Source organism: Sporofaciens sp. JLR.KK001, assembly GCF_036941055.1.
Lineage (GTDB): Bacteria > Bacillota > Clostridia > Lachnospirales > Lachnospiraceae > Sporofaciens.
This window is the reverse complement of record NZ_JAYMNO010000002.1, coordinates 256,437-277,290: the sequence shown is the minus strand read 5'-3', so window position 1 is coordinate 277,290 and position 20,854 is coordinate 256,437. Positions and strand designations below refer to the sequence as shown.

Sequence of the window (20,854 nt, the reverse complement as noted above, 5' to 3'; positions counted from 1 at the left end):
GATTTTATACACGGTCAGATAAAGGGCTGTCAGGAGATGCCGCTGCATTCGCGAATCTCCTGACAGCCCTTGCCTTACTATTGCCGTTTCAGATAGAACTGGAAGGAACTGTATTCTTCTACCTCGCGGTTGATCGGAAGTCCGGCATTCATAAGAGCGGAACCGGAATATACTTCTGTACCGCCATTGATGCTGTACATGGCGTTGGGGTCAAGCCCTTTGGCGCGGATATATTCCTGGGGACCGTTGCAGGTCAGGTTGGTGACGACCACGCTTAAGAGGGATTCGGACCGATCCTTAGATACATGCTGCCATGCGGTCATGTTGCCGGGTTCAAAGGGATTGGTAAGCCGGTAATAATCTCCTTTGATGATGAGCGGATAATATTGGCGGAACAGGCCGCTCTGCTCGCGGCAGATCTCCTGCTCTTCGGCATTGAGATGGGTTGCGTCCAACTCATACCCGAAGGTTCCGCACATGGCGACCACGGCCTTAGTCTTGAGAGGTACGAATCTGCCGCTGTCTGAGATGTGCGCGCCCATAGTACATACCGGATAGACGAAAGAGGTTCCGTAATGGAGCTTTAAGCGGTCGATCGGGTGGTTGTTGTCGCTGACCCAGTATTGCGGATAATAATGCAGCATCGCAGCATCATAGCGTCCGCCGCCGCCGGAGCATCCCTCGAATAATATATCCGGGTGTGTCTTGATGATCTGATCCATCACGCGGTACAGACCAAGGATATAGCGGTGGTATACCTCGCCCTGTCTCTCGGCGGGCAGTGTGTTGGACCATATATCGGCAAGGGAACGGTTGATGTCCCATTTGACGTAGAAGATGTTGGCATCGTCAAGAATCGCGTTGATGTTCTTGATCAGATAATCCTGTACTTCCTGTCTGCTCATATCCAGAGCCATCTGGTTCCGGCTCCGGACGGCATGGCGGCCTGGGATCTGCATGGCCCAGTCCGGATGTGCCCGGTACAGGTCGCTGTCTTCGGAGACCATCTCTGGCTCAAACCAGATACCGAATTTCATATCCAGGTCGTTGATCTGTTCCACGAGCTTATGGAGCCCGCATTTGATCTTGTCTGTATTCACATACCAGTCGCCGAGTCCGCTGTTGTCGTCATCACGTTTGCCGAACCACCCGTCGTCCATAACGAGCAGGTCAACGCCCATATTCTTGGCGGCTTTGGCGATCTCGACCAGTTTCACATCGTCGAAATCCATGAATGCGGCTTCCCAGCTATTGATAAGGACGGGACGCTGGACTCTCTGTACAAACTTACTGTGACACAGGTTTGTCCGATAGAAATCATGGTACAGGTGAGAAAGACCGGTAAATCCATGTTCGGTAAATGCCATTACGACCTCCGGAGCTTCGAAGACCTCCTGCGGCTTCAATTCGTATACGAACTGCTTCGGATGGATACCCATCACAAGGCGAAGCTGGTCATACTGGTCAAGTTCGATCTCCGTCAGGAAATTACCGCTGTACATCAGGGAGAATCCGTAGCATTTGCCATAATCTTCCGTGGCATCCCTGTCACATAAGATGACAAACGGATTCTGCTGATGGCTGGAAGAGCCGCGCACGCTTCCGATCGTATGGATGTGGTGTGTCATATGCTGGCGCTCTACCTGCCGTTCCTGCCCGTAGCGTCCCGGGAGGCTTACCAGATCGAAGCCTGCACCGTTCAAGAAGTCAAGGCAGACAGACATGATCTTCTTAAGATGAATGGGCGCGGCGCCGGAATTGACGACTTTCACGGATCTTGTGATGATATCGGCCTCCTCGAATACGCTGTAGAGAAGTATTACCTGGACATTGCTGACTTCATCGGTCAAAGTAACTTCCAGTGTATCAACTGTGTCTTCGGCAGCGGCAAATACACAAGGAAGAGTATCTAACTGGTATTTGCCGTCCTTGATCTTGAAATTAGCCGTTTTGCCGTGGAAGGAGTAGCTGCCGTCGGAGTTGACCACTTCGATACTGGCGGTACGGAAATCTCCCTGCTGCTGTGTGCTGAATTCCTGAGGCTGTGCATCCAGCGAGAAGGTGCGTGCATTCCTGGATTCATAAGGGTTGCCGGAGAATCCCCGGTCATATTGCATGATCTGGTAGGACATATCCGTATCGCGGATAGACGGTCCATAGTAGAGATGAAGCAGATAATCCAGATTGCCGATCTTCATCTGATAAGATGTATGTCTTGTGTGTAAGGTGATGGTTTCTGATGATTCATTAAAAATAATTCCCATAGATCCTACTGTCCTCCTAAAAATTTCCATTTACCAAAAGTATAGCACGAATGGACGGAATTTCATTTGGCATATTGGCAGAAAAAATCGGGAAATTTTAGTGTAGTTGGTATATTTTTGGGCTGATTGTTTAAAACTAGGGAGTGATATATTTTCCGGACGGAGGGGATAAAAGTGGTAGAGATGAGATCTATTTGGACTGAAAATACAGAGATGCCGAGATTCGAAAAGCTTACCGGGAGCAGGAAGACGGACGTACTGATCGTTGGCGGAGGGATGGCGGGGATTCTGTGTGCTTATTTTCTGGAGAAGGCGGGGGTGGATTACCTGCTGGCAGAGGGCAGGAGGATCGGTTCGGGGATTACAGGGAATACCACGGCGAAGATCACCTCGCAGCATGGGCTGATCTATCACAGACTGCTGGAGAAGGCGGGGGCGGAGCGGGCAAGGATGTATCTTGACGCCAACCAGGATGCCGTTCATAAGTTTGCCAGACTGTGCCGGAGAGTGGACTGCGACTATGAAGTCAAGCCGTCTTTTGTCTATTCCAGGAAGGATCGGAAGATATTAGAAAAAGAAGCAGAAGCATTGGCGCGGCTTGGATTTCAGCCGCTTTTGACAGATCTGTGCGAGCTTCCCATCCATACGGCGGGGGCGGTCGGGTTCGTGGAACAGGCGCAGTTCCATCCGCTGAAATTCATAAGCGGGATCGCGCAGGGATTGCGTATATTCGAAGATACATTCATCAGAGAATTTACAGAGAATACGGCGCTTACGGAGGAAGGCAGCATCACCTTTGACCGGCTGATCTTCGCGACACATTTTCCCGTAGATAATAAGCATGGAATGTATTACCTTAAGATGTACCAACACCGTTCGTATGTGATCGCGCTGAAGGATGCGCCCAGGCTTAAGGGAATGTATGTGGATGAGGCGAAGACGGGGCTGTCCTTCCGGAATTATAAGGATTATCTTCTGCTTGGCGGGGGCGCCCACAGAACCGGTAAGATCGGGGGAAACTGGGAAGAACTGAGGAATTATGCCAGGTTATATTATCCGAATCTGGATGAGAAATATTATTGGTCGGCGCAGGATTGTATGACGTTAGACGGGATACCTTATATCGGACAATATTCCAGAAGTATGCCCGACTGTTACGCGGCGACAGGATTCAACAAATGGGGCATGACTTCCTCTATGGTGTCGGCTTCTATCCTGACAGATCTGATCCTTGGGAAGGAGAATCCGTATGCCCCGGTTTTCTCTCCTTCGAGAAATATGATAAAGCCTCAGTTATTTGTCAATGGATATTCTGCGATCGCGAACCTGCTCACCATATCCGAGAAGCGCTGTCCGCATCTTGGCTGCGCCTTACAGTGGAACCGGGCTGAGCATTCCTGGGATTGTCCCTGCCATGGCTCGCGGTTTGACGGCTTCGGGAAGCTGCTGGATAATCCGGCGAACGGGAATCTGCGGTGACCTGGCCGGGACGATAGAAGAGACAGGCGGCAGACAACGCCCAGGTCTGTAATTGGGCCGCTGTCTGTTACCTGTCCGGGTATTGCGGTATTAACCAATCTTCTCGAAATCAGAAACTCCATGCTTGCAAAGCGGGCATACGAAATCGTCAGGAAGCTCGTCGCCTTCGTAGACGTAACCGCATACCACGCATACATAACCCTTCTTGCCTTCGGTGTCCGGCTTCGGCTTCACGTTGCTCTGGTAGTAATTGTAGGTCATAGTCTCTACGTTGGAGATCACACGTGCTTCTGTGACGGTACAGATGAACATACCGTGTGTATCCAGGTCAACGTACTGTTCTACTTTCAGAGACATGAAGGAGTTGATATATCTTGGAAGGAATACCAATCCGTTGTCAGAGCGGAGCGGTGAGCAGCCGGCGAACTTATCCACAGTTCTTCCGCTCTGGAAACCGAAATTCTCAAATACTTTGAACGGTGCATCTGTAGACAGGCAGTTGATATTCATGATTCCGGTCTGCTTGATAATATGGTGCGAATAGTTATCCTTGTTGATGGTAACTGCAATCCGGTTCGGAGTGTTCGTAACCTGTGTCACGGTGTTGACGATCAGCCCGTTATCCTTCTTCCCGTCGTTGGAAGTGACAACATAGAGTCCGTATCCGATCTTGAACAGTGCGGTAAGGTCGTTCTTGTCAGCGGTCTCGTCATGCTGCGCCAGATAATTCTTACAGAATTCATCGGCCAGGGCATCTAACTGAGCGCTGCTCTCTTCGTTGAGCGCGGAGTGGATATGGACGGTGGTATCGGCGAAAGTCAGCTTCTTGCAGCCTTCTAACATCTGTTTCATGGTCTTGGCGGCAAGCGGCGCCCAGGATCCGTTCTCGATCAGACCTACGAAACGGTTCTGATAATTGCGCTCGGTCAGGTGCTCAATGAATTCCCTCATGAATGGGAAGATGTCGGCGTTGTAGGTCGTGGTGGCAAGGATCAGTTTGCCGTAGCGGAACGCGTCGGCCACTGCGCTTGACATATCGCATCGCGCCAGATCATATATTACAACCTGCGGGCAGCCTTTCACCCGGAGCTTGTCTGCCAGGGCTTCGACAGCTTTCCTGGTATTGCCGTATATGGAGGTGTAGGCAATGACGATTCCGGCCTCCTCTACATTATAAGAAGACCAGGTGTTATAGAGTCCAAGGTAATAACCTAAGTTCTCCTTCAATACCGGTCCGTGCAGCGGGCAGATGGTCTGGATATCCAGGGTGGAGGCTTTCTTAAGGAGTCTCTGAACCTGTGCTCCGTATTTGCCTACGATCCCGATATAATAACGGCGTGCTTCGTCCGCCCAGTCTTCGCTTACATCCAGGGCGCCGAATTTGCCGAATCCGTCAGCGGAGAACAGGACCTTCTCATAGCTGTCGTAAGTGACGATAACCTCCGGCCAGTGTACCATAGGAGCGGTGACAAAAGCCAGCTCGTGTCTGCCTAGATTGAGTGTGTCGCCTTCGGCAACAATGATCCGGCGGTCCTCGAAATCTGTGCCGAAGAACTGCTTCATCATTACAAATGCCTTGGCGGAGGATACGATCTTGGTGTCCTTGTATACATTCATGAAGTTGGCTATGTTGGCAGAATGGTCAGGCTCCATGTGCTGTATGATCAGATAGTCAGGCTTGCGGGAACCGGTCGCGGCTTCAATGTTATCCAGCCATTCGTGAGTAAACCGGGCGTCGACCGTGTCCATTACAGCAATCTTCTCATCCATGATCACGTAAGAATTATAGGACATGCCGTTCTTGACTGCATATTGGCCTTCGAACAGATCTACTTCGTGGTCGTTCACGCCGGCGTATCTAATATCGTTTGAAATATCCATTGGTAATCACTCCTGTTCTTTTTGATTTCAGCTAATTATATCATATCAAAAAGCAAAATGCAAAAATACACGCGCATAGTGAAAAAAAAATTTATCTATGCTATAATAATTGAATTATAGTTGCAGAAAGGGGCATTTCCGATGGGGGATCATAGAAGATATATCTGTGCAGGTATGCTGGCACATGTCGATGCGGGGAAGACGACACTGTCCGAGGCGATCCTCTACCTTAGCGGAAGAATCCGCAAGCTTGGCCGGGTAGACCATAAGGACGCATATCTGGACACGAATGAACTGGAACGCAGCCGAGGAATTACCATCTTCTCAAAACAGGCGGTATGTGAGCTTGGCGATAGGCAGGTGACGCTTCTTGATACTCCCGGGCATGTGGATTTCTCTGCGGAGATGGAACGGACGCTCCAGGTACTTGATTATGGGATTCTCGTGATCAACGGTATGGACGGGGTGCAGGGGCATACCCGGACGCTTTGGAATCTGCTTGGACGATATCAGATTCCTGTTTTTCTGTTTATCAATAAGATGGACCAGGAGGGAACGGACAAAGAGACGCTTCTTCAGACGCTGAAGAGCGAGCTCAGCGGGGCATGTATTGATTTTGGCGGGGAGGACGGCGAGTTCTTTGAAGAATTGGCCATGTGTGAGGAGGCCGCGTTGGACGAGTATCTGGAGAGCGGCGGCTTGAAGGAAGAGACGATCATCCGTCTGATCGGGGAGAGGAAGGCGTATCCGTGTTATTTCGGATCGGCATTGAAGCTTAGCGGAGTGAAGGAATTCCTGGAAGGCTTCGGGTGTTATGCGAGGGAATGGAGAGGCGGACAGGGAGACTTTGGGGCGAAGGTATATAAGATAACCAGGGATGTGCAGGGGAATCGTCTGACCCATCTTAGAGTAACCCGCGGATGCCTTAAGGTGAAGGATATCTTATGTTCCGGCCCGGAAGCAGCCGAACAGTGGGAAGAGAAGGTCAACCAGATACGAATCTATTCCGGAGATAGATATGAGACGGTTCCGGAGGCGGAAGCTGGATGTATCTGCGCCGTGACAGGGCTTAGCCGTACATATCCGGGAGAGGGATTGGGTGCGGAGAAGGAATCGGGGACTCCGGTCTTAGAGCCTGTGCTGAATTACCGTATTCATCTGCCGGAAGGGTGTGATGCGCCGGTCATGCTTCGGAATCTCAGGCAATTGGAGGAGGAGGATCCGATGCTTAGGATCGTATGGAATGAAGAATTGGGCGAGATCTATGCACAGCTTATGGGCGCGGTGCAGACCGAAGTCCTGCAGAGCCTTATCCGGGAACGTTTCCACATAGAAGTATCCTTTGACGCGGGAAATATCGTATACAAGGAGACCATATCGAATACGGCAGAAGGCGTGGGGCATTATGAACCGCTTCGTCACTATGCGGAGGTACATCTGTTGTTAGAGCCGGGGGAGGCAGGCAGCGGAATCGTGCTGGATACGGATTGCAGCGAGGATGTACTGGACCGGAACTGGCAGCGTCTGGTGCTGACGCATCTTGCGGAGAAGGAACACCGCGGCGTACTGACCGGAGCGGCGGTCACGGATATGAAGATTACCCTGCTTGCAGGCCGGGCGCATCCGAAGCATACGGAAGGCGGAGACTTCCGGCAGGCGACGTACCGTGCCGTCAGACAAGGGCTGATGCAGGCGGGGAGCGTCCTGTTGGAGCCGTATTATGCATATCGTCTGGAGTTGCCGTCGGAGATGGTGGGACGCGCTATGACGGATATCCAGAAGATGTCCGGAGAATGTAAGGCGCCGGAGATCTTCGCAGACCGGTCGGTATTGACAGGGAAAGCGCCTGCAGCGGCTATGCGTGATTATCAGATGGAGGTCAACAGCTATACAAGAGGACAGGGGAAGCTTACCTGTACGTTCAAGGGATATGAACCGTGTCACAATGCAGAAGAGATCATAGAGGCGAAAGGGTATGACCCGGAACGGGACCTTGAGAACCCGGCAGGGTCTGTCTTCTGTGCTCATGGAGCCGGGTTTGCCGTGCCGTGGGATCAGGTGCCGGAGTATATGCATATCGAGAGCCAGCTTGAGAAGCGGATGAGGCAGCAGAAGACAGAAGCAGAGATACGCAGGGACGGAAGCGGTGCGGACAGACAGGGCAGGAGCCGTCAGACGAATCTTAGCCGGGAAGAGGAAAAAGAACTGGAAGAGATATTTATCCGGACCTATGGGAAGGTGGAGAGAAAGCTTCCGCCGTCTTCTAAGACGGTTGCCGGCGTCCCTAAGAAGACGCGGCACAGGAAGGAAGAAGAAGCAGTTATGGATTTCCTTCTGGTGGACGGTTATAATGTGATCTTTGCATGGGAAGACTTAAAGGAGCTGGCGAAGGTGAATATCGAGGCGGCGAGAAATAAGCTGACGGATATCCTGTGCAACTATCAGGGCTTCCGCAAATGCACGGTGATCCTGGTGTTTGACGCCTACAAGGTGGACGGTTATGCGTTGGAGATCCAGAAGTACCACAACATTCATATCGTGTATACGAAGGAGGCGGAGACGGCGGACCAGTATATCGAGAAGGTGGTCCACCACATCGGCAGAAAATATCACGTGACGGTGGTGACCTCCGACGGGGTGGAGCAGGTCGTTACCCTGGGACAGGGCGGCACGCTGATCTCTTCGCGGGAATTCCGGGAAGAAGTGGAGCTTGTGAGACGGCAGATCCGGGAGGAATATGAGAGCAGGAGAGACAGAGGGAAGAACTATCTGTTTGACCATATGGATGAGAAAATGCAGGAAGATATGGAAAATATACGGCTTGGGAGAAAATAAACTTGACAATTCTTGCGGATTGGTCTAATATACTAACATATTTGTAGGATCATTCGAGAAAGGGAAGCAGATATGAGGACAACATTTCATCAGAATATGAATCAGAATATGATGATGACAGGCTGTGACAGCATGTGCATGATGTGCATGATGGACATGGCTTATTAGTGTATGCGTCTGATTATCTGATTTTTGACATACTATTGATCTTGGATAGAATGCGGGGAGCAGGTGCGGCGTGTACTTGTTCCCTTTTTTGTGGTTTCAAAGAATTAAGGAACTGAAAGTTCCTGAGGAGAGAGGAGAAGGGTCATGGCACAGATTGAAGTAAGACATCTGACGAAAATATTTACTTCAAAGGATGCGAAGGTTGATGCGTTGAAGGACATCAGCCTGGAGATTGAACAGGGAGATATCTATGGGATCATAGGTATGTCCGGTGCGGGTAAGAGTACGCTGGTACGGTGTCTGAATTACCTGGAGAAGCCGACCAAAGGAGCGGTTCTGGTAGACGGCAAGGAATTGGGGGCGATGTCAGAGAAGGAGCTTCTGAAGCAGCGTAAGGATATCGCGATGATCTTCCAGCATTTCAATCTGCTGATGCAGAAGAATGTGGTAGATAATGTAAGCTTTCCGCTTCTGATCCAGGGCGTTAAGAAGAAAGAAGCGCGCAGGAAGGCCAAAGAACTGCTTGGAATCGTAGGGCTTGAGGAGAAGGAACAGTCCTATCCGGCACAGCTTTCCGGAGGACAGAAGCAGAGAGTCGCCATAGCAAGGGCGCTGGCGTCTGATCCGAGGATCCTCCTGTGCGACGAGGCGACCAGTGCGCTGGACCCACAGACAACGGCGTCCATCCTGGATCTTTTGAAGGATATCAATCAGCGTTTTGGGATCACGATCGTGATCATCACCCATCAGATGTCTGTGATCCGCAAGATCTGCAGCCATGTGGCGATCATGGCTCAGGGAGAGATCAAGGAGCATGGCCTGGTAGAAGAGATCTTCAGCCATCCCAAGACCAGGGAGGCGAGAGAGCTGATCTTGAAGGATTCGGACGGGGAGCATGGGGATCATGCCGGCAGGACGCAGGACAGACTGATGGAGTCGAAGAAGATCCGGATCGTGTTCTCGGAGAATTCTTCGTTTGAACCGGTGATCGCCAATATGGTGCTGAAGACGGGCAGACCGGTCAATATCCTGCGGGCAGATACCAAGAACGTAGGAGGGATCGCCAAGGGTGAGATGATCCTTGGGCTTCCGGATGATGAGAAGCTTCAGAGAGAGATTGAGGATTATATAACAGAAAGAGGACTGGAGATCGAGGAGGTGACGGGAGATGTTTAGCAGTGAGGTAATACAGATGTTGATACAGGGAATCGGGGAGACGTTATATATGACGCTTGCGTCGACCCTGTTTGGATATCTGTTTGGTCTTCCTATGGGAATCCTGCTGACCATATCAGATAAGGAAGGGATCAAGCCCAATTGGGTGCTCTATAAGGTACTGGACGTGATCGCGAACATTGTAAGAAGCGTGCCGTTCCTGATCCTGCTGATCGTGCTGATCCCATTTACGAGAATGATCGTGGGGAAGAGCTACGGTTCGACGGCGACGATCGTGCCCCTTGTGGCTGCTGCGGTTCCGTACATAGCCCGTATGGTGGAATCTTCCCTCAGGGAGGTGGACGCGGGAGTGATCGAGGCGGCAAGGTCCATGGGCGCTTCCACATTTACCATAGTGACGAAGGTACTGTTGGTGGAGGCAAGGACCTCCCTGATCGTGGGAGTGACCATCACGCTTGGGACGATACTAGGATATTCGGCAATGGCAGGGACCGTGGGCGGAGGCGGACTTGGAGATATTGCGATTCGTTACGGATACCATCGGTATGAGGCTGACATCATGGCAGTTACGGTGGTGCTCCTGATCCTTCTGGTGCAAATATTCCAGACAATTGGCATGAAATTGTCTGTTCATCTTGATAAAAGGAAATAAAAACATAACGAAAAAGGAGGAAATGTATTATGAAGAGAAGATTATTGACAGTATTGCTGGCGGGAGTATTGGCAGCGGCGCTTACAGGCTGCGGCGGTTCGGATAAGGGGGGAGATTCCGGTTCTGATTCCGGTTCAGGCTCCGAGGATTCTGGTTCTAAGTCAGTGAAGGTTGCGGCGTCTGCGACTCCTCATGCGGAGATATTGGAGGAGGCCAAGGGGCTTCTGGAAGCGGAAGGGTATGAGCTTGAGGTGACGGTGTTCAACGACTATGTCCAGCCGAATGAAGTGGTAGAGAGCGGCGATTTTGATGCGAATTATTTCCAGCATATCCCATATCTGGAAAGCTTTAACGAGGAGAAGGGGACACATCTGGTGAATGCAGGCGGAATCCATTACGAGCCGTTCGGGATCTATCCGGGGACCAAGAAGAGCTTAGACGAGCTGGAAGAGGGCGACGCCATCGCAGTGCCTAACGATACGACCAACGAGGCAAGGGCGCTCCTGCTTCTCCAGGATAACGGCGTGATCACCCTGAAGGAAGGCGCAGGCTTGAATGCAACGGTCAATGATATCGAAGAGAATGTGAAGAATGTGGAGATCGTTGAGCTGGAAGCTGCACAGGTATCCAGAGTGGTAGACGAGGTTGCATTCGTGGTATTGAACGGTAATTATGCGTTGGAGGGAGGATATTCTGTGAAGTCAGATGCGATCGCCTATGAGAAGTCGGATTCTGAGGCGGCTAAGACTTATGTGAATGTCATTGCGGTAAAGGAAGGCAATGAGGAGAACGAAGGGATCCAGGCGCTTGTGAAGGTGCTGAAGTCCGACGATATCAAGAAATTCATTGATGAGAAGTACGACGGGGCGGTAATCGCATTCGAGGAATAGAGGCACGGATTAATGCCGCAGTAGTGCTCGGCGGGATGATCGATAGTAGGAATAACAAGCGAAAATAAATAAGCCTACCTTGTAATCTTGGCGGATGCAGGTAGGCTTATAACTAATAAATTTAAAGAGATTGCAATGTTAATTTTCCAGTTGACTTACTATTCTGGCTTCTGGCGGTTCAGGATCAGGGTGGCCATGCCGCATAGGAGTCCGCCGATCGGGTAAACGATCCAGCAGATCTCCCAGAGGTAAAACACCAGTCCTGCGATCAGGAAGACGATGGTGGCAAGGAGCATGATGCATCCGCACCAGACGGCGATCGGACTGTTCTTGGCTTTGGCTTCCGGGGAGTTTTCTCTGTTATAGGCCGCAACGTCGAATTCTGCCTTATGCATCCCGGTATAGGTGAAGATGGATACGGCGCCGGTCACGAAGAGCATGAAGATGCCGTAGTAGAAATCATCCGTCATGTTGTCTGGCAGCGGAAGCGAGTCTCCGTTCATCCCAATAAGCATTCCGATCAGTATCAGTCCGACGCCGGTCGCGATCTTTGACGGGAAATGGCTGTCAAAGGTATCTTTCTCTTCCTGGGTATAGAAGTCCTGGATGACCGGATGCTTCTTGCGGTAGTCAGAATCCTTCATCCCCTGTACGATCAGGATCAGGATGGCGACCGTGGCAATTATCATGAATACGGTATTCAAGACTTCCTCGTCCATCCATCTAAGACCTGTTATCAGTTCATAGAAGGCGGCGGCGAAGATGATGAGGGCGACGCCGAAGGTGATCCATTTGCGGAAATGCTTCATATGCTCCCGGTGCTGCAGGTTGTCTTCTATCTCTGATATGCTTGCGTCCTTACGAAGTAAAGTATCCAGGCCGCAGGAGAACAGATCGCATAGCTGCAAGAGCTTCTCCATCTCGGCATAAGAGGCGCCGGACTCCCATTTGGATATCGTCTGCCGGGATACTTCCAGTTGCTCGGCAAGCTGTTCCTGTGTGATATTATTTCGTTTTCTATAGTATTGTAGATTTTCTCCAAATAAGCTCATAGTGTGTACCCTTTCTTTATTGTAGTGCCTTTACGCGTTTCAGGTTGGGTTTATCTTATAATATTTCCCATGTAAAATCTATATATTTCATGTTGCTTTTGAAGAAATCGATGTAAACTTTCGGTTGCGCGGCTGATTTTCTGTTATAATAAACAAAATAGTTTCTCAAGGAGAGTTGGATTATGAGGATAGAATATCGAAGACTGGAAAAAGAAGAAATCTGCCGGGAATTGTTCGGGCAGTTTATCCGCCGTCAGGAGGTCACGAAGTGCTGGCGCAGAGAAGGCGGGAAGTGGGTGATTCAAGATGCGCCTTTCATTGATGACTGGTCGGAGGAGGATTATCAGCTCTTGGTCAGCTGCCTTAAGAATACGGCGGAGACTGGCGGAGCGGTATGGGGTGCGTTTTGCGGCGGTGTTCTTAAGGGATTCGCGTCTGTCGAGTCAGAACCGTTCGGAAGCCGGGGACAGTACCTGGACCTGACCAGTCTGCACGTGTCTGGGGATATGCGGGGAGAAGGGATCGGAAGGACGCTGTTTCATAAGGCAGGTCAGTGGGCGAAGGAGAAGGGAGCAGATAAGCTGTATATCTCGGGACACTCGGCGGTTGAGACGCAGGCATTCTATCAGGCCATGGGATGTGCGGAGGCGGAAGAATATTGCCGGAAGCATGTGGAGGCAGAGCCGTATGATTGTCAGTTAGAATATATACTGAGCGACAGGCAATAACCTTGCCAGGATGTGGTTCTATATAGAATGCAGAGGACACTGTAAAAGGCGGCGGGCGCGGATCGCAGCCTTTTACAGTGTCCTCTGAGTTTGTATGAGACAGATTCCCGGCTGCCCGGATCATCTGCCTGTAATATTACTATGCAGCCGTCTGGATCATCTATCCGTAATCTCACTGTGTAACTGCTGCAGTGACTTAACGTCTCCGTTACCGTGTTCTTTGACATAACGGATTCCCTGGGCGGTGACTCTCGCAGCGGCAATGGTCGTGATATACGGAATCTTTGCCTTGATCGCGGCTTTGCGCAGGTAGCTGTCGTCGTGAACGCTCTCTTTGCCGGCCGGTGAATTGACGATCAGGTCGATACTTTCGTTGGTGATCATGTCCAGGATGTTCGGACGCCCTTCGTAGAGCTTCTTCACCTTCTCGGCTTCGATTCCGGCGCTTCGGATCAGTTCATAGGTATTGCCGGTGGCGAGGATCTTGAAGCCGTCATCCGCGAAGCTCTGGGCAATCTCTACTACCTCGTCCTTGTCCTTGCGGTTCACGGAGATCAGCACCGTACCGCCAAGGGGCAGCTTGGACTGTGTGGCTTCTTGTGCCTTGAAGAATGCCTCGCCGTAAGATGGCGACAGTCCGAGGACTTCCCCGGTGGAGCGCATCTCAGGACCCAGAAGAGGGTCGACCTCCTGGAACATATTGAATGGAAATACAGCTTCCTTCACTCCGTAATACGGGATGTGCTGTTCCTTAAGGTTCTGTACGGGTGACGGCCGGCCGGTAAGCTCGGAGGTGATGATATCCGTTGCCAGCGGTACCATGCGGATATTGCATACCTTGGATACCAGCGGCACTGTTCGGGATGCACGCGGGTTGGCCTCAAGGACGTATACCTTGCCGTTCTCGATGGCGTACTGCATGTTCATAAGTCCCTTGACATGCATTTCCTCGGCGATCCTGCGGGTATACTCCTTAATAGTCTGTACATTCTCCGGGGAAATGTGTACGGACGGGATGATGCATGCGGAATCTCCGGAGTGCACGCCTGCCAGCTCTATATGCTCCATGACGGCAGGAACAAAAGCATGGCTGCCGTCGCTGATGGCGTCTGCTTCACACTCCAGTGCATGGTTCAGGAAACGGTCGATCAGGATCGGCCGGTCAGGGGTTACACCGACAGCAGCTTTCATATAGCCCGCCATGCTCTCATCGTCATATACCACTTCCATGCCGCGTCCGCCAAGGACGTAGGAAGGACGAACCATAACCGGATATCCGATCTTGTGTGCGATTGACAGGGCTTCGTCTACGGTGGTCGCCATACCGGATTCCGGCATAGGGATCTCTAATCTGTCCATCATCTCACGGAACAGGTCGCGGTCCTCCGCCAGGTCGATCACGGAAGGTGAAGTGCCAAGGATCTTGACGCCGTTCTTTTCAAGGTCGGAGGCCAGGTTCAGAGGCGTCTGTCCGCCGAACTGGGCGATCACGCCGACGGGCTGTTCCTTCTTGTATATGCTCAGTACGTCTTCTAGAGTCAGCGGCTCGAAATACAGCTTGTCGGAGGTGTCGTAATCCGTTGAAACTGTCTCCGGGTTACAGTTCACGATGATGGTCTCGAAGCCAAGCTTCTTAAGAGCCAGTGACGCATGGACACAGCAGTAATCGAATTCGATACCCTGACCGATCCGGTTAGGGCCTCCGCCAAGGATCATGATCTTCGGTTTGCCGGTGCTGACAGGATTCTTATCCCTGGCGTTGTAGGTAGAATAATAATACGCGCTGTCCGGCGTTCCGCTTACATGTACGCCCTCCCAGGCCTCTTCCACACCCAGTTCAATCCGGCGGGTGCGGATGGTATCTTCGGAAATGTCAAGGATCTGACTTAAATACTTGTCCGAAAATCCGTTCCTCTTGGCCGAGATCAGCATATCATCAGAAGGAAGGCTTCCGCGAGAAGCTGTCAGAGCCTCTTCTTCCTCCACAAGTTCTTTCATTTGCTCTATAAAATAGGTCTTTACTTTCGTGATATCGAAGATCTCCTCCACGGACGCCCCCTTGCGAAGGGCTTCGTACATGATAAAGTGACGGTCGCTGGATGGCGTGATCAGCATATGGAGAAGCTGTTCTCTGCTCTTTTCATGATAATCTCTGGCGTATCCCAGACCATACCGTCCGGTCTCCAGGCTCCGGATCGCCTTCTGGAAGGCTTCCTTGTAGGTCTTGCCGATACTCATGACCTCGCCTACGGCGCGCATCTGTGTGCCGAGCTTATCCTCGACTCCTTTGAATTTCTCGAACGCCCAGCGCGCGAACTTGATCACCACATAATCGCCGTCAGGAACGTATCTGTCCAGTGTGCCGTATTTCCCGCAGGGGATATCCTTCAAAGTCAGCCCTGAGGCAAGCATGGCGGATACCAGTGCGATCGGGAAACCGGTAGCCTTAGAAGCAAGTGCGGAGGAACGGGAGGTTCTGGGATTGATCTCGATAACCACGATCCGGCCGGTCACAGGGTCATGGGCAAATTGTACATTGGTTCCGCCGATCACTTCTACAGATTCTACGATCTTATATGCCTGCCGCTGCAGTTCCTTCTGGCATTCTTCCGATATGGTAAGCATCGGAGCAGAACAGAAGGAGTCGCCGGTGTGAACCCCCAGCGGATCAATATTCTCAATAAAACATACCGTGATCATGTTGTTGTCGGCGTCCCGGACAACCTCAAGCTCAAGCTCCTCCCATCCGAGGATGGATTCTTCTACCAATACCTGGCCTACTAAACTTGCCTGCAGCCCTCTGGCGCACACGGTCTTAAGCTCTTCTTTATTATACACCAGTCCGCCGCCGGCGCCGCCCATGGTGTAAGCAGGGCGCAGAACCACAGGGTATCCCAGGCGGCCGGCGATGCCAAGCGCTTCCTCAACACTGTAAGCTACCTCGCTTCTTGCCATCTCGATCCCAAGTGCATCCATGGACTTCTTGAACTCGATTCTGTCCTCTCCGCGCTCGATGGCATCCACCTGGACGCCTATGACTTTGACATTGTATTTATCAAGAATCCCTTCCTTGGCAAGCTCTGCACACAGATTCAGCCCGGATTGCCCCCCCAGGTTCGGCAGGAGCGCATCGGGCCGTTCTTTGGCAATGATCTGCTCTAGCCGCTCTACATTCAATGGTTCGATGTAGGTGACGTCCGCCATCTCCGGATCGGTCATGATGGTAGCCGGATTGGAATTGACAAGCACGATCTCATAGCCGAGATTGCGCAGTGCTTTGCATGCCTGGGTTCCGGAATAGTCGAATTCGCAGGCCTGCCCGATGATGATAGGACCGGAACCGATGATGAGTACCTTGTGAATGTCTGTTCTTTTTGGCATATGTATCCTCCTCGTATGACATAATTGAAATACACTAAAATATTTTTGGCGCTTACATTATTATATAGGAGAATTGAGAAAAAGAAAAGGTAAAATTGACGGTTGAGTCGGTCCGGGTGATCCAGGGCCGAAGACCAGTTTCGAACGATTATGAGACAGTCTTGCAGATCTGTTACATTAGTTCCCGAATAAATATATTCCGTTGGCGGCGTTGACAATGGGGGGTATCATCAATATCCTGATCAATCTGGAGGCTGGGATCAATGCAATGGTCGTATTAGCAGTGTAGATTTACTTGGTTATTTATGCAATGATGTACTAGTGCGGGATTGTGTGAGATGATTAGGAATCAGTTGGATAAGGATGGTAGTTTGCGGATAAAAAATAAAGATTGCCAGAAGAACGATGGAATGATAATGTAATAGAGAGATAATCGTGTTACAAAGTGGACAGTCTCCCTCCTTTCTGAAACAGCGTTCGTTGTCGTGCCGCCCGGCACTGATCCCATCATGGGAAATACGAAAGGGGGAGGTGATGTGAATGAGTACATACGAAGTTTTAACATTGTTAATTCTTTTCGGAACGTTTCTCGTTGCATTGCTTGCCTACATAGATAGTAGGAACAACAAGCGAAAATAAATAAGCCTACCTTGTAATCTTGGCGGATGCAGGTAGGCTTATTGCCAACTTGGGAGGCTAACCACTTTGTGGGCGGTTATCTCTTCCTATCTGTATTATAGAGTAAGTTGAAAGAGATTGCAATGTAAAATTTGGAGAGTCCGGAAATTTAAACAGGCTTTCTTTTTTTGCGCCGGCGCAAGATCCGGCAGGAAGGAGCCCAGATAACAGTGTTGTCGCTCATGCATCCGGCGGGTATGCTGATTATGTTGGGACCTGTTTTGAGGGTGATTATGATGTGGAGCGAACGATGCCGAATGCTCAGAAGAAAGCAGGTAAGGAACTGATCGCACATCTGAAAGCATTTGATTGCGGAAATGTTGACGGCGACTTCCGAGTTAAGACCAAGGCCTCAGTTATAGCATACCAGAAGGCAAAGGGCCGTGTCGTGGATGGCATCGTCGGTCGATTTTCGAATATAATAATTAATCTCCTCTTAAGAAATTTTCGTTTTGTTTAAGGAAATAAACATACTTTGGACACATTTTACCCTTATACTAAGAGGCAGATAGTTGAAAGACAGATTCAACTATCTCCCCCCTCACAAAGTATTGCACCCAGGGGATTGGATTTACCCCGGGTGCCGCGGGTGTGTAAAATAATCTGTGTAAATCATCACAGATTATTCGACACATCCATTTTTGTATAATGGATAATGAATTCGACAATACTGTGATTAGTTGGAAAAAATTGGTAGAAAAATTTTAGGAGGAAACAACTATGTCACAGAAAATTGACTATCAGGCAGAAATAGCAAAATGCAACACGATGGAAGATATTACAGGTCCGAATGGGTTGATACAGAAAGTAATAAAGGATGCCGTGGAGCAGATACTCCGTAAGGAAGTAAATGAGTATATTGCGGATGCAAAGGAGAATGGAAACAGGGTATCTAAAAATGGAAGCAGCTCTAAAACAATCAAAACAGCTTATGGAAAGATTGGAATTGACGTGCCGCGGACACGGGAACCAGGGTTTGAGCCGGAGATCATAAAGAACCGTACAGTCGTTGAAGAAGGGCTGGAATCCCAAATCATTTCTATGTATGCAAAAGGGATGTCTGTACGGGATATCTCGGAACATGTACAATCCCTTTATGGGATAGAACTCTCGGCCGGTTCCATTTCCAATATCACGGATAAAGTAATGGAAGAAGCAAAAGAATGGTACTGCAGGACACTGGATTCTTTTTATCCTGTCGTATTTCTGGACGCAGTACATTTTAAGGTACGTGAAGATGGGCGGATCATAACAAAAGCAGCTTATGTGGCATTGGGAATCAATGGAGACGGTTATAAAGATATCCTTGGGATATGGATTGGGGAAAATGAGGGTGCCAAATTCTGGTTAAAAGTATGCAATGAATTGAAAAACAGAGGCGTTTCTGATATTTTGATTGCATGTGTGGATGGTTTAAAAGGTTTCCCGGATGCGATCCATACGGTATTTCCGGAAACAAGGATCCAATTATGTATCATCCACCAGATCCGCAATACGCTAAAATATATTGCTTATAAAGACCAGAAAGCATTTATGAGAGATTTAAAGCGCGTATATGGGGCGGAGAGTGAAGAAATCGCGATGCGGAATCTGGAGAGTATGATGGATAGCTGGAAAAAGTATGCCGTCGTCCTGGATAACTGGCTTGATAAGTGGGAGCACCTCTCCACCTATTTCTGCTATGGCCATCAGATCCGCAAATTAATCTATACCACCAACACCGTAGAAGGTTTTAACCGGCAGCTGCGCAAAGTTACAAAGAGCAAAGCACTCTTTCCAAATGACGAGGCATTAAGAAAAACAATTTATTTGTCTACCAGGGACATTATTAAGAAATGGTCCATGCCGTACCGTGACTGGGGAGAGACCTATGGACAGTTTGTGATTGAATTCGGCGACAGGGCCAGGATTGCCTAAAGCGTAGAAACAGAAACGTATCCGGCTGTAAATGACAGCAGTGCTGCCCTTTATCCCTTGACTGCCTCAATGCCGCCTGTATGGTTCTTATGCATAGGCATTTCATGCATAAGAACCATACAGGCGGCAATAACTAAAGTGAGGGATAAGGCAATCAGAGAGGTGTATAGAATGCGGATCAGTAAGGAACGAAAACGATTTCTGAAACAAGAATTAAAGGAATATGAAAAAATAACGCCTATGACCGAAGAAGAACGCAGGGAGCTCCATAAATGGATAGAAGCAGGATATAGTGTACATGAGAATACATGCTGCGCTGTTGGCGATGGGAACAGTCCGATTGACTTTCTTGACATATACAGAGAGGAAGAAGCATTGCGTAAAGCGACAGCCGGCATGGGGAATGAAGAAGCAAGAAAATACGTATTGGATTACTATGGATGGACGGAGGAAGAAAACGAGCAAAAAGAATACACTGTTGAAGCACTAAAAGAGAGGGTACGGGAACTGGAAAGGGAACTATTCCACCTGGAGGAATTCATAGGACAGAAAGGCTTTTGGGAAGAATCACAGAAATATATTGATGAATATGGAGGAGAACCTATTCCCTTTGAAATCAAATGATAGGAAAAGAAGGGAATACCATAAAGCCCCCACCTATTGGGGGTAATAGTTTATAAGCAGAATAGAGAATGAACCTGAAAACCAGCAGTAAAGTAAAGGAAATAATACAATGACACATCAATCTTCCAGGGCGTATGCCTGTGTAGCCTACCGGATCATGGAATACGAAGGACAGGAAATGTCTGAAGAATATTTAAGCATACTGATGGAGATGCTGTATGATTTTTATACGGAAAATGAAATCAAAAAAGTCTATCTGGATAACGTCCGGCTGGATGCCTATGAAACATTGCTAAGGGATGGGAAATAAAAGAAAAATAAAATAAAATGAATAGTATCACCAGAAAATGGCAATACTATTCATATAAAGAAATCGAAAATAGCGTCGAAAAATAACGGTAATTGTAAAAAAATCGGCACTGGGAATTGATTTTAGAAATGTCGAAAAAACAAGATTTTACATACCAATTTACGACAATACACAGTTTATTTTACAGTCTCGGTGCCGCACTTTACTCTCATTCCTTTTAGATAACTATAACAACGACGAGAACCCCACACTCCATTGGTTTGTGGGGTTCTCGCTGTCTATAATGATATTGAAATGATATTATTTTCTATTCAACTCCACACACTTTCGGATCTCCCTGCCGGCAGTCGGATCGTGATACCCTTCATGGTTTTTCATCGGATCCATCCTAACATCTCCAGTTCTACCTCGCTCAAGCCTGTTCGCATGAAAGACGCCACGCCCACATGCCGATAGCTTCTGGAAGCTATGTATTTGCTCTGCGTCCTCTCCTGGTTCGTCGTTTTGGAAGCCAGGATGCAGATCGGCGTAGGCGTTCCGGTACTTTCCTTCCTTCTTCTTGGATACCTTATAAGACTTTAGAGCCGGGGAGAGAAGCCGGATCACTCCGGCAAGCTCTTCATCCTCAGTGAATGAGATCCTGATCTTAACGCTCATGAAGCTTTCTCCTGGCACGCTCTTCACGCTTTCCATGCATCTTCCCGAGATTATAACCTGAATCCGTGAACTTCGTTTAAAGTAATACTTTGGCATGCTTCTAAAATTCAATATCTTGATATATATCGGCTAAGATATGGTGCTCACCGAATAGGTGGATAA

Annotated in this window: 16 protein-coding genes; 11 read left to right on the top strand and 5 right to left on the bottom strand. The window is 49.4% G+C overall.

The window, feature by feature from the left end; genetic code table 11:
- Window positions 1-77 precede the first annotated feature (77 nt).
- A complete protein-coding gene (locus tag VSQ62_RS26525) occupies window positions 78-2,264 on the bottom strand; it encodes an alpha-galactosidase (RefSeq protein ID WP_334638052.1) in 2,187 nt (728 codons plus the stop codon).
- Between the two features lie 183 nt (window positions 2,265-2,447).
- Here VSQ62_RS26525 and VSQ62_RS26520 point away from each other — a divergent pair, with 183 nt between their 5' ends.
- Window positions 2,448-3,743 (top strand): FAD-dependent oxidoreductase, encoded by a 1,296-nt coding sequence (locus VSQ62_RS26520; protein WP_334638523.1) that lies wholly within the window; start codon window positions 2,448-2,450, stop codon window positions 3,741-3,743.
- 90 nt (window positions 3,744-3,833) lie between these two features.
- Here the strand turns inward: VSQ62_RS26520 and VSQ62_RS26515 are convergent, their stop codons facing one another.
- Window positions 3,834-5,624 (bottom strand): flavin reductase, encoded by a 1,791-nt coding sequence (locus VSQ62_RS26515; protein ID WP_334638051.1) that lies wholly within the window; start codon window positions 5,622-5,624, stop codon window positions 3,834-3,836.
- Window positions 5,625-5,765: 141 nt separating this feature from the next.
- Between VSQ62_RS26515 and VSQ62_RS26510 the strand changes: the two genes are divergently transcribed.
- The 4 genes from VSQ62_RS26510 (at window position 5,766) to VSQ62_RS26495 (ending at window position 11,345) form a co-directional block, all read left to right on the top strand.
- Window positions 5,766-8,459: an NYN domain-containing protein gene (locus tag VSQ62_RS26510; RefSeq protein ID WP_334638050.1), complete on the top strand. Its 2,694-nt coding sequence runs from the start codon at window positions 5,766-5,768 to the stop codon at window positions 8,457-8,459.
- Window positions 8,460-8,771: 312 nt separating this feature from the next.
- Window positions 8,772-9,803, top strand: coding sequence for a methionine ABC transporter ATP-binding protein (locus VSQ62_RS26505; protein ID WP_334638049.1), 1,032 nt, complete (start codon window positions 8,772-8,774; stop codon window positions 9,801-9,803).
- Window positions 9,796-10,455, top strand: a complete 660-nt coding sequence (locus VSQ62_RS26500) for a methionine ABC transporter permease (protein WP_334638048.1) — start codon at window positions 9,796-9,798, stop codon at window positions 10,453-10,455. Before VSQ62_RS26505 ends, VSQ62_RS26500 begins: the two co-directional genes overlap by 8 nt.
- 29 nt (window positions 10,456-10,484) lie before the next feature.
- On the top strand, window positions 10,485-11,345 hold the full coding sequence (locus VSQ62_RS26495) for a MetQ/NlpA family ABC transporter substrate-binding protein (protein WP_334638047.1): 861 nt from the start codon (window positions 10,485-10,487) through the stop codon (window positions 11,343-11,345).
- A gap of 158 nt (window positions 11,346-11,503) precedes the next feature.
- Here VSQ62_RS26495 and VSQ62_RS26490 read toward each other — a convergent pair whose 3' ends face one another.
- Complete coding sequence (locus VSQ62_RS26490) at window positions 11,504-12,397, bottom strand: helix-turn-helix domain-containing protein (protein ID WP_334638046.1); 894 nt, start codon at window positions 12,395-12,397, stop codon at window positions 11,504-11,506.
- Window positions 12,398-12,579: 182 nt separating this feature from the next.
- On the opposite strand from VSQ62_RS26490, the gene VSQ62_RS26485 reads away from it, so the two are divergent.
- Window positions 12,580-13,125, top strand: a complete 546-nt coding sequence (locus VSQ62_RS26485; protein WP_334638045.1) for a GNAT family N-acetyltransferase — start codon at window positions 12,580-12,582, stop codon at window positions 13,123-13,125.
- Between the two features lie 156 nt (window positions 13,126-13,281).
- Here the strand turns inward: VSQ62_RS26485 and carB are convergent, their stop codons facing one another.
- Window positions 13,282-16,506: a carbamoyl-phosphate synthase large subunit gene (gene carB / locus VSQ62_RS26480; RefSeq protein ID WP_334638044.1), complete on the bottom strand. Its 3,225-nt coding sequence runs from the start codon at window positions 16,504-16,506 to the stop codon at window positions 13,282-13,284.
- 540 nt (window positions 16,507-17,046) lie between these two features.
- Here carB and VSQ62_RS26475 point away from each other — a divergent pair.
- The 5 genes from VSQ62_RS26475 (at window position 17,047) to VSQ62_RS26455 (ending at window position 20,035) form a co-directional block, all read left to right on the top strand.
- Entirely contained in the window at window positions 17,047-17,145 is a 99-nt protein-coding gene (locus VSQ62_RS26475; protein WP_334638043.1) for a putative holin-like toxin, read from the top strand.
- Window positions 17,146-17,422: 277 nt separating this feature from the next.
- Window positions 17,423-17,644 (top strand): peptidoglycan-binding domain-containing protein, encoded by a 222-nt coding sequence (locus tag VSQ62_RS26470; RefSeq protein ID WP_334638042.1) that lies wholly within the window; start codon window positions 17,423-17,425, stop codon window positions 17,642-17,644.
- Between the two features lie 260 nt (window positions 17,645-17,904).
- Window positions 17,905-19,101 carry an IS256 family transposase gene (locus VSQ62_RS26465; protein ID WP_334634635.1) on the top strand — a complete coding sequence of 399 codons (1,197 nt, stop codon included), beginning with the start codon at window positions 17,905-17,907 and terminating at the stop codon, window positions 19,099-19,101.
- Between the two features lie 171 nt (window positions 19,102-19,272).
- Window positions 19,273-19,725 carry a PLC family EF-hand domain-containing protein gene (locus VSQ62_RS26460; RefSeq protein ID WP_334634634.1) on the top strand — a complete coding sequence of 151 codons (453 nt, stop codon included), beginning with the start codon at window positions 19,273-19,275 and terminating at the stop codon, window positions 19,723-19,725.
- Window positions 19,726-19,834: 109 nt separating this feature from the next.
- A complete protein-coding gene (locus VSQ62_RS26455; protein WP_334634633.1) occupies window positions 19,835-20,035 on the top strand; it encodes a hypothetical protein in 201 nt (66 codons plus the stop codon).
- A gap of 300 nt (window positions 20,036-20,335) precedes the next feature.
- On the opposite strand, the gene VSQ62_RS26450 is transcribed toward VSQ62_RS26455, so the two are convergent.
- Window positions 20,336-20,692: a hypothetical protein gene (locus VSQ62_RS26450; protein WP_334638041.1), complete on the bottom strand. Its 357-nt coding sequence runs from the start codon at window positions 20,690-20,692 to the stop codon at window positions 20,336-20,338.
- Window positions 20,693-20,854 lie beyond the last annotated feature (162 nt).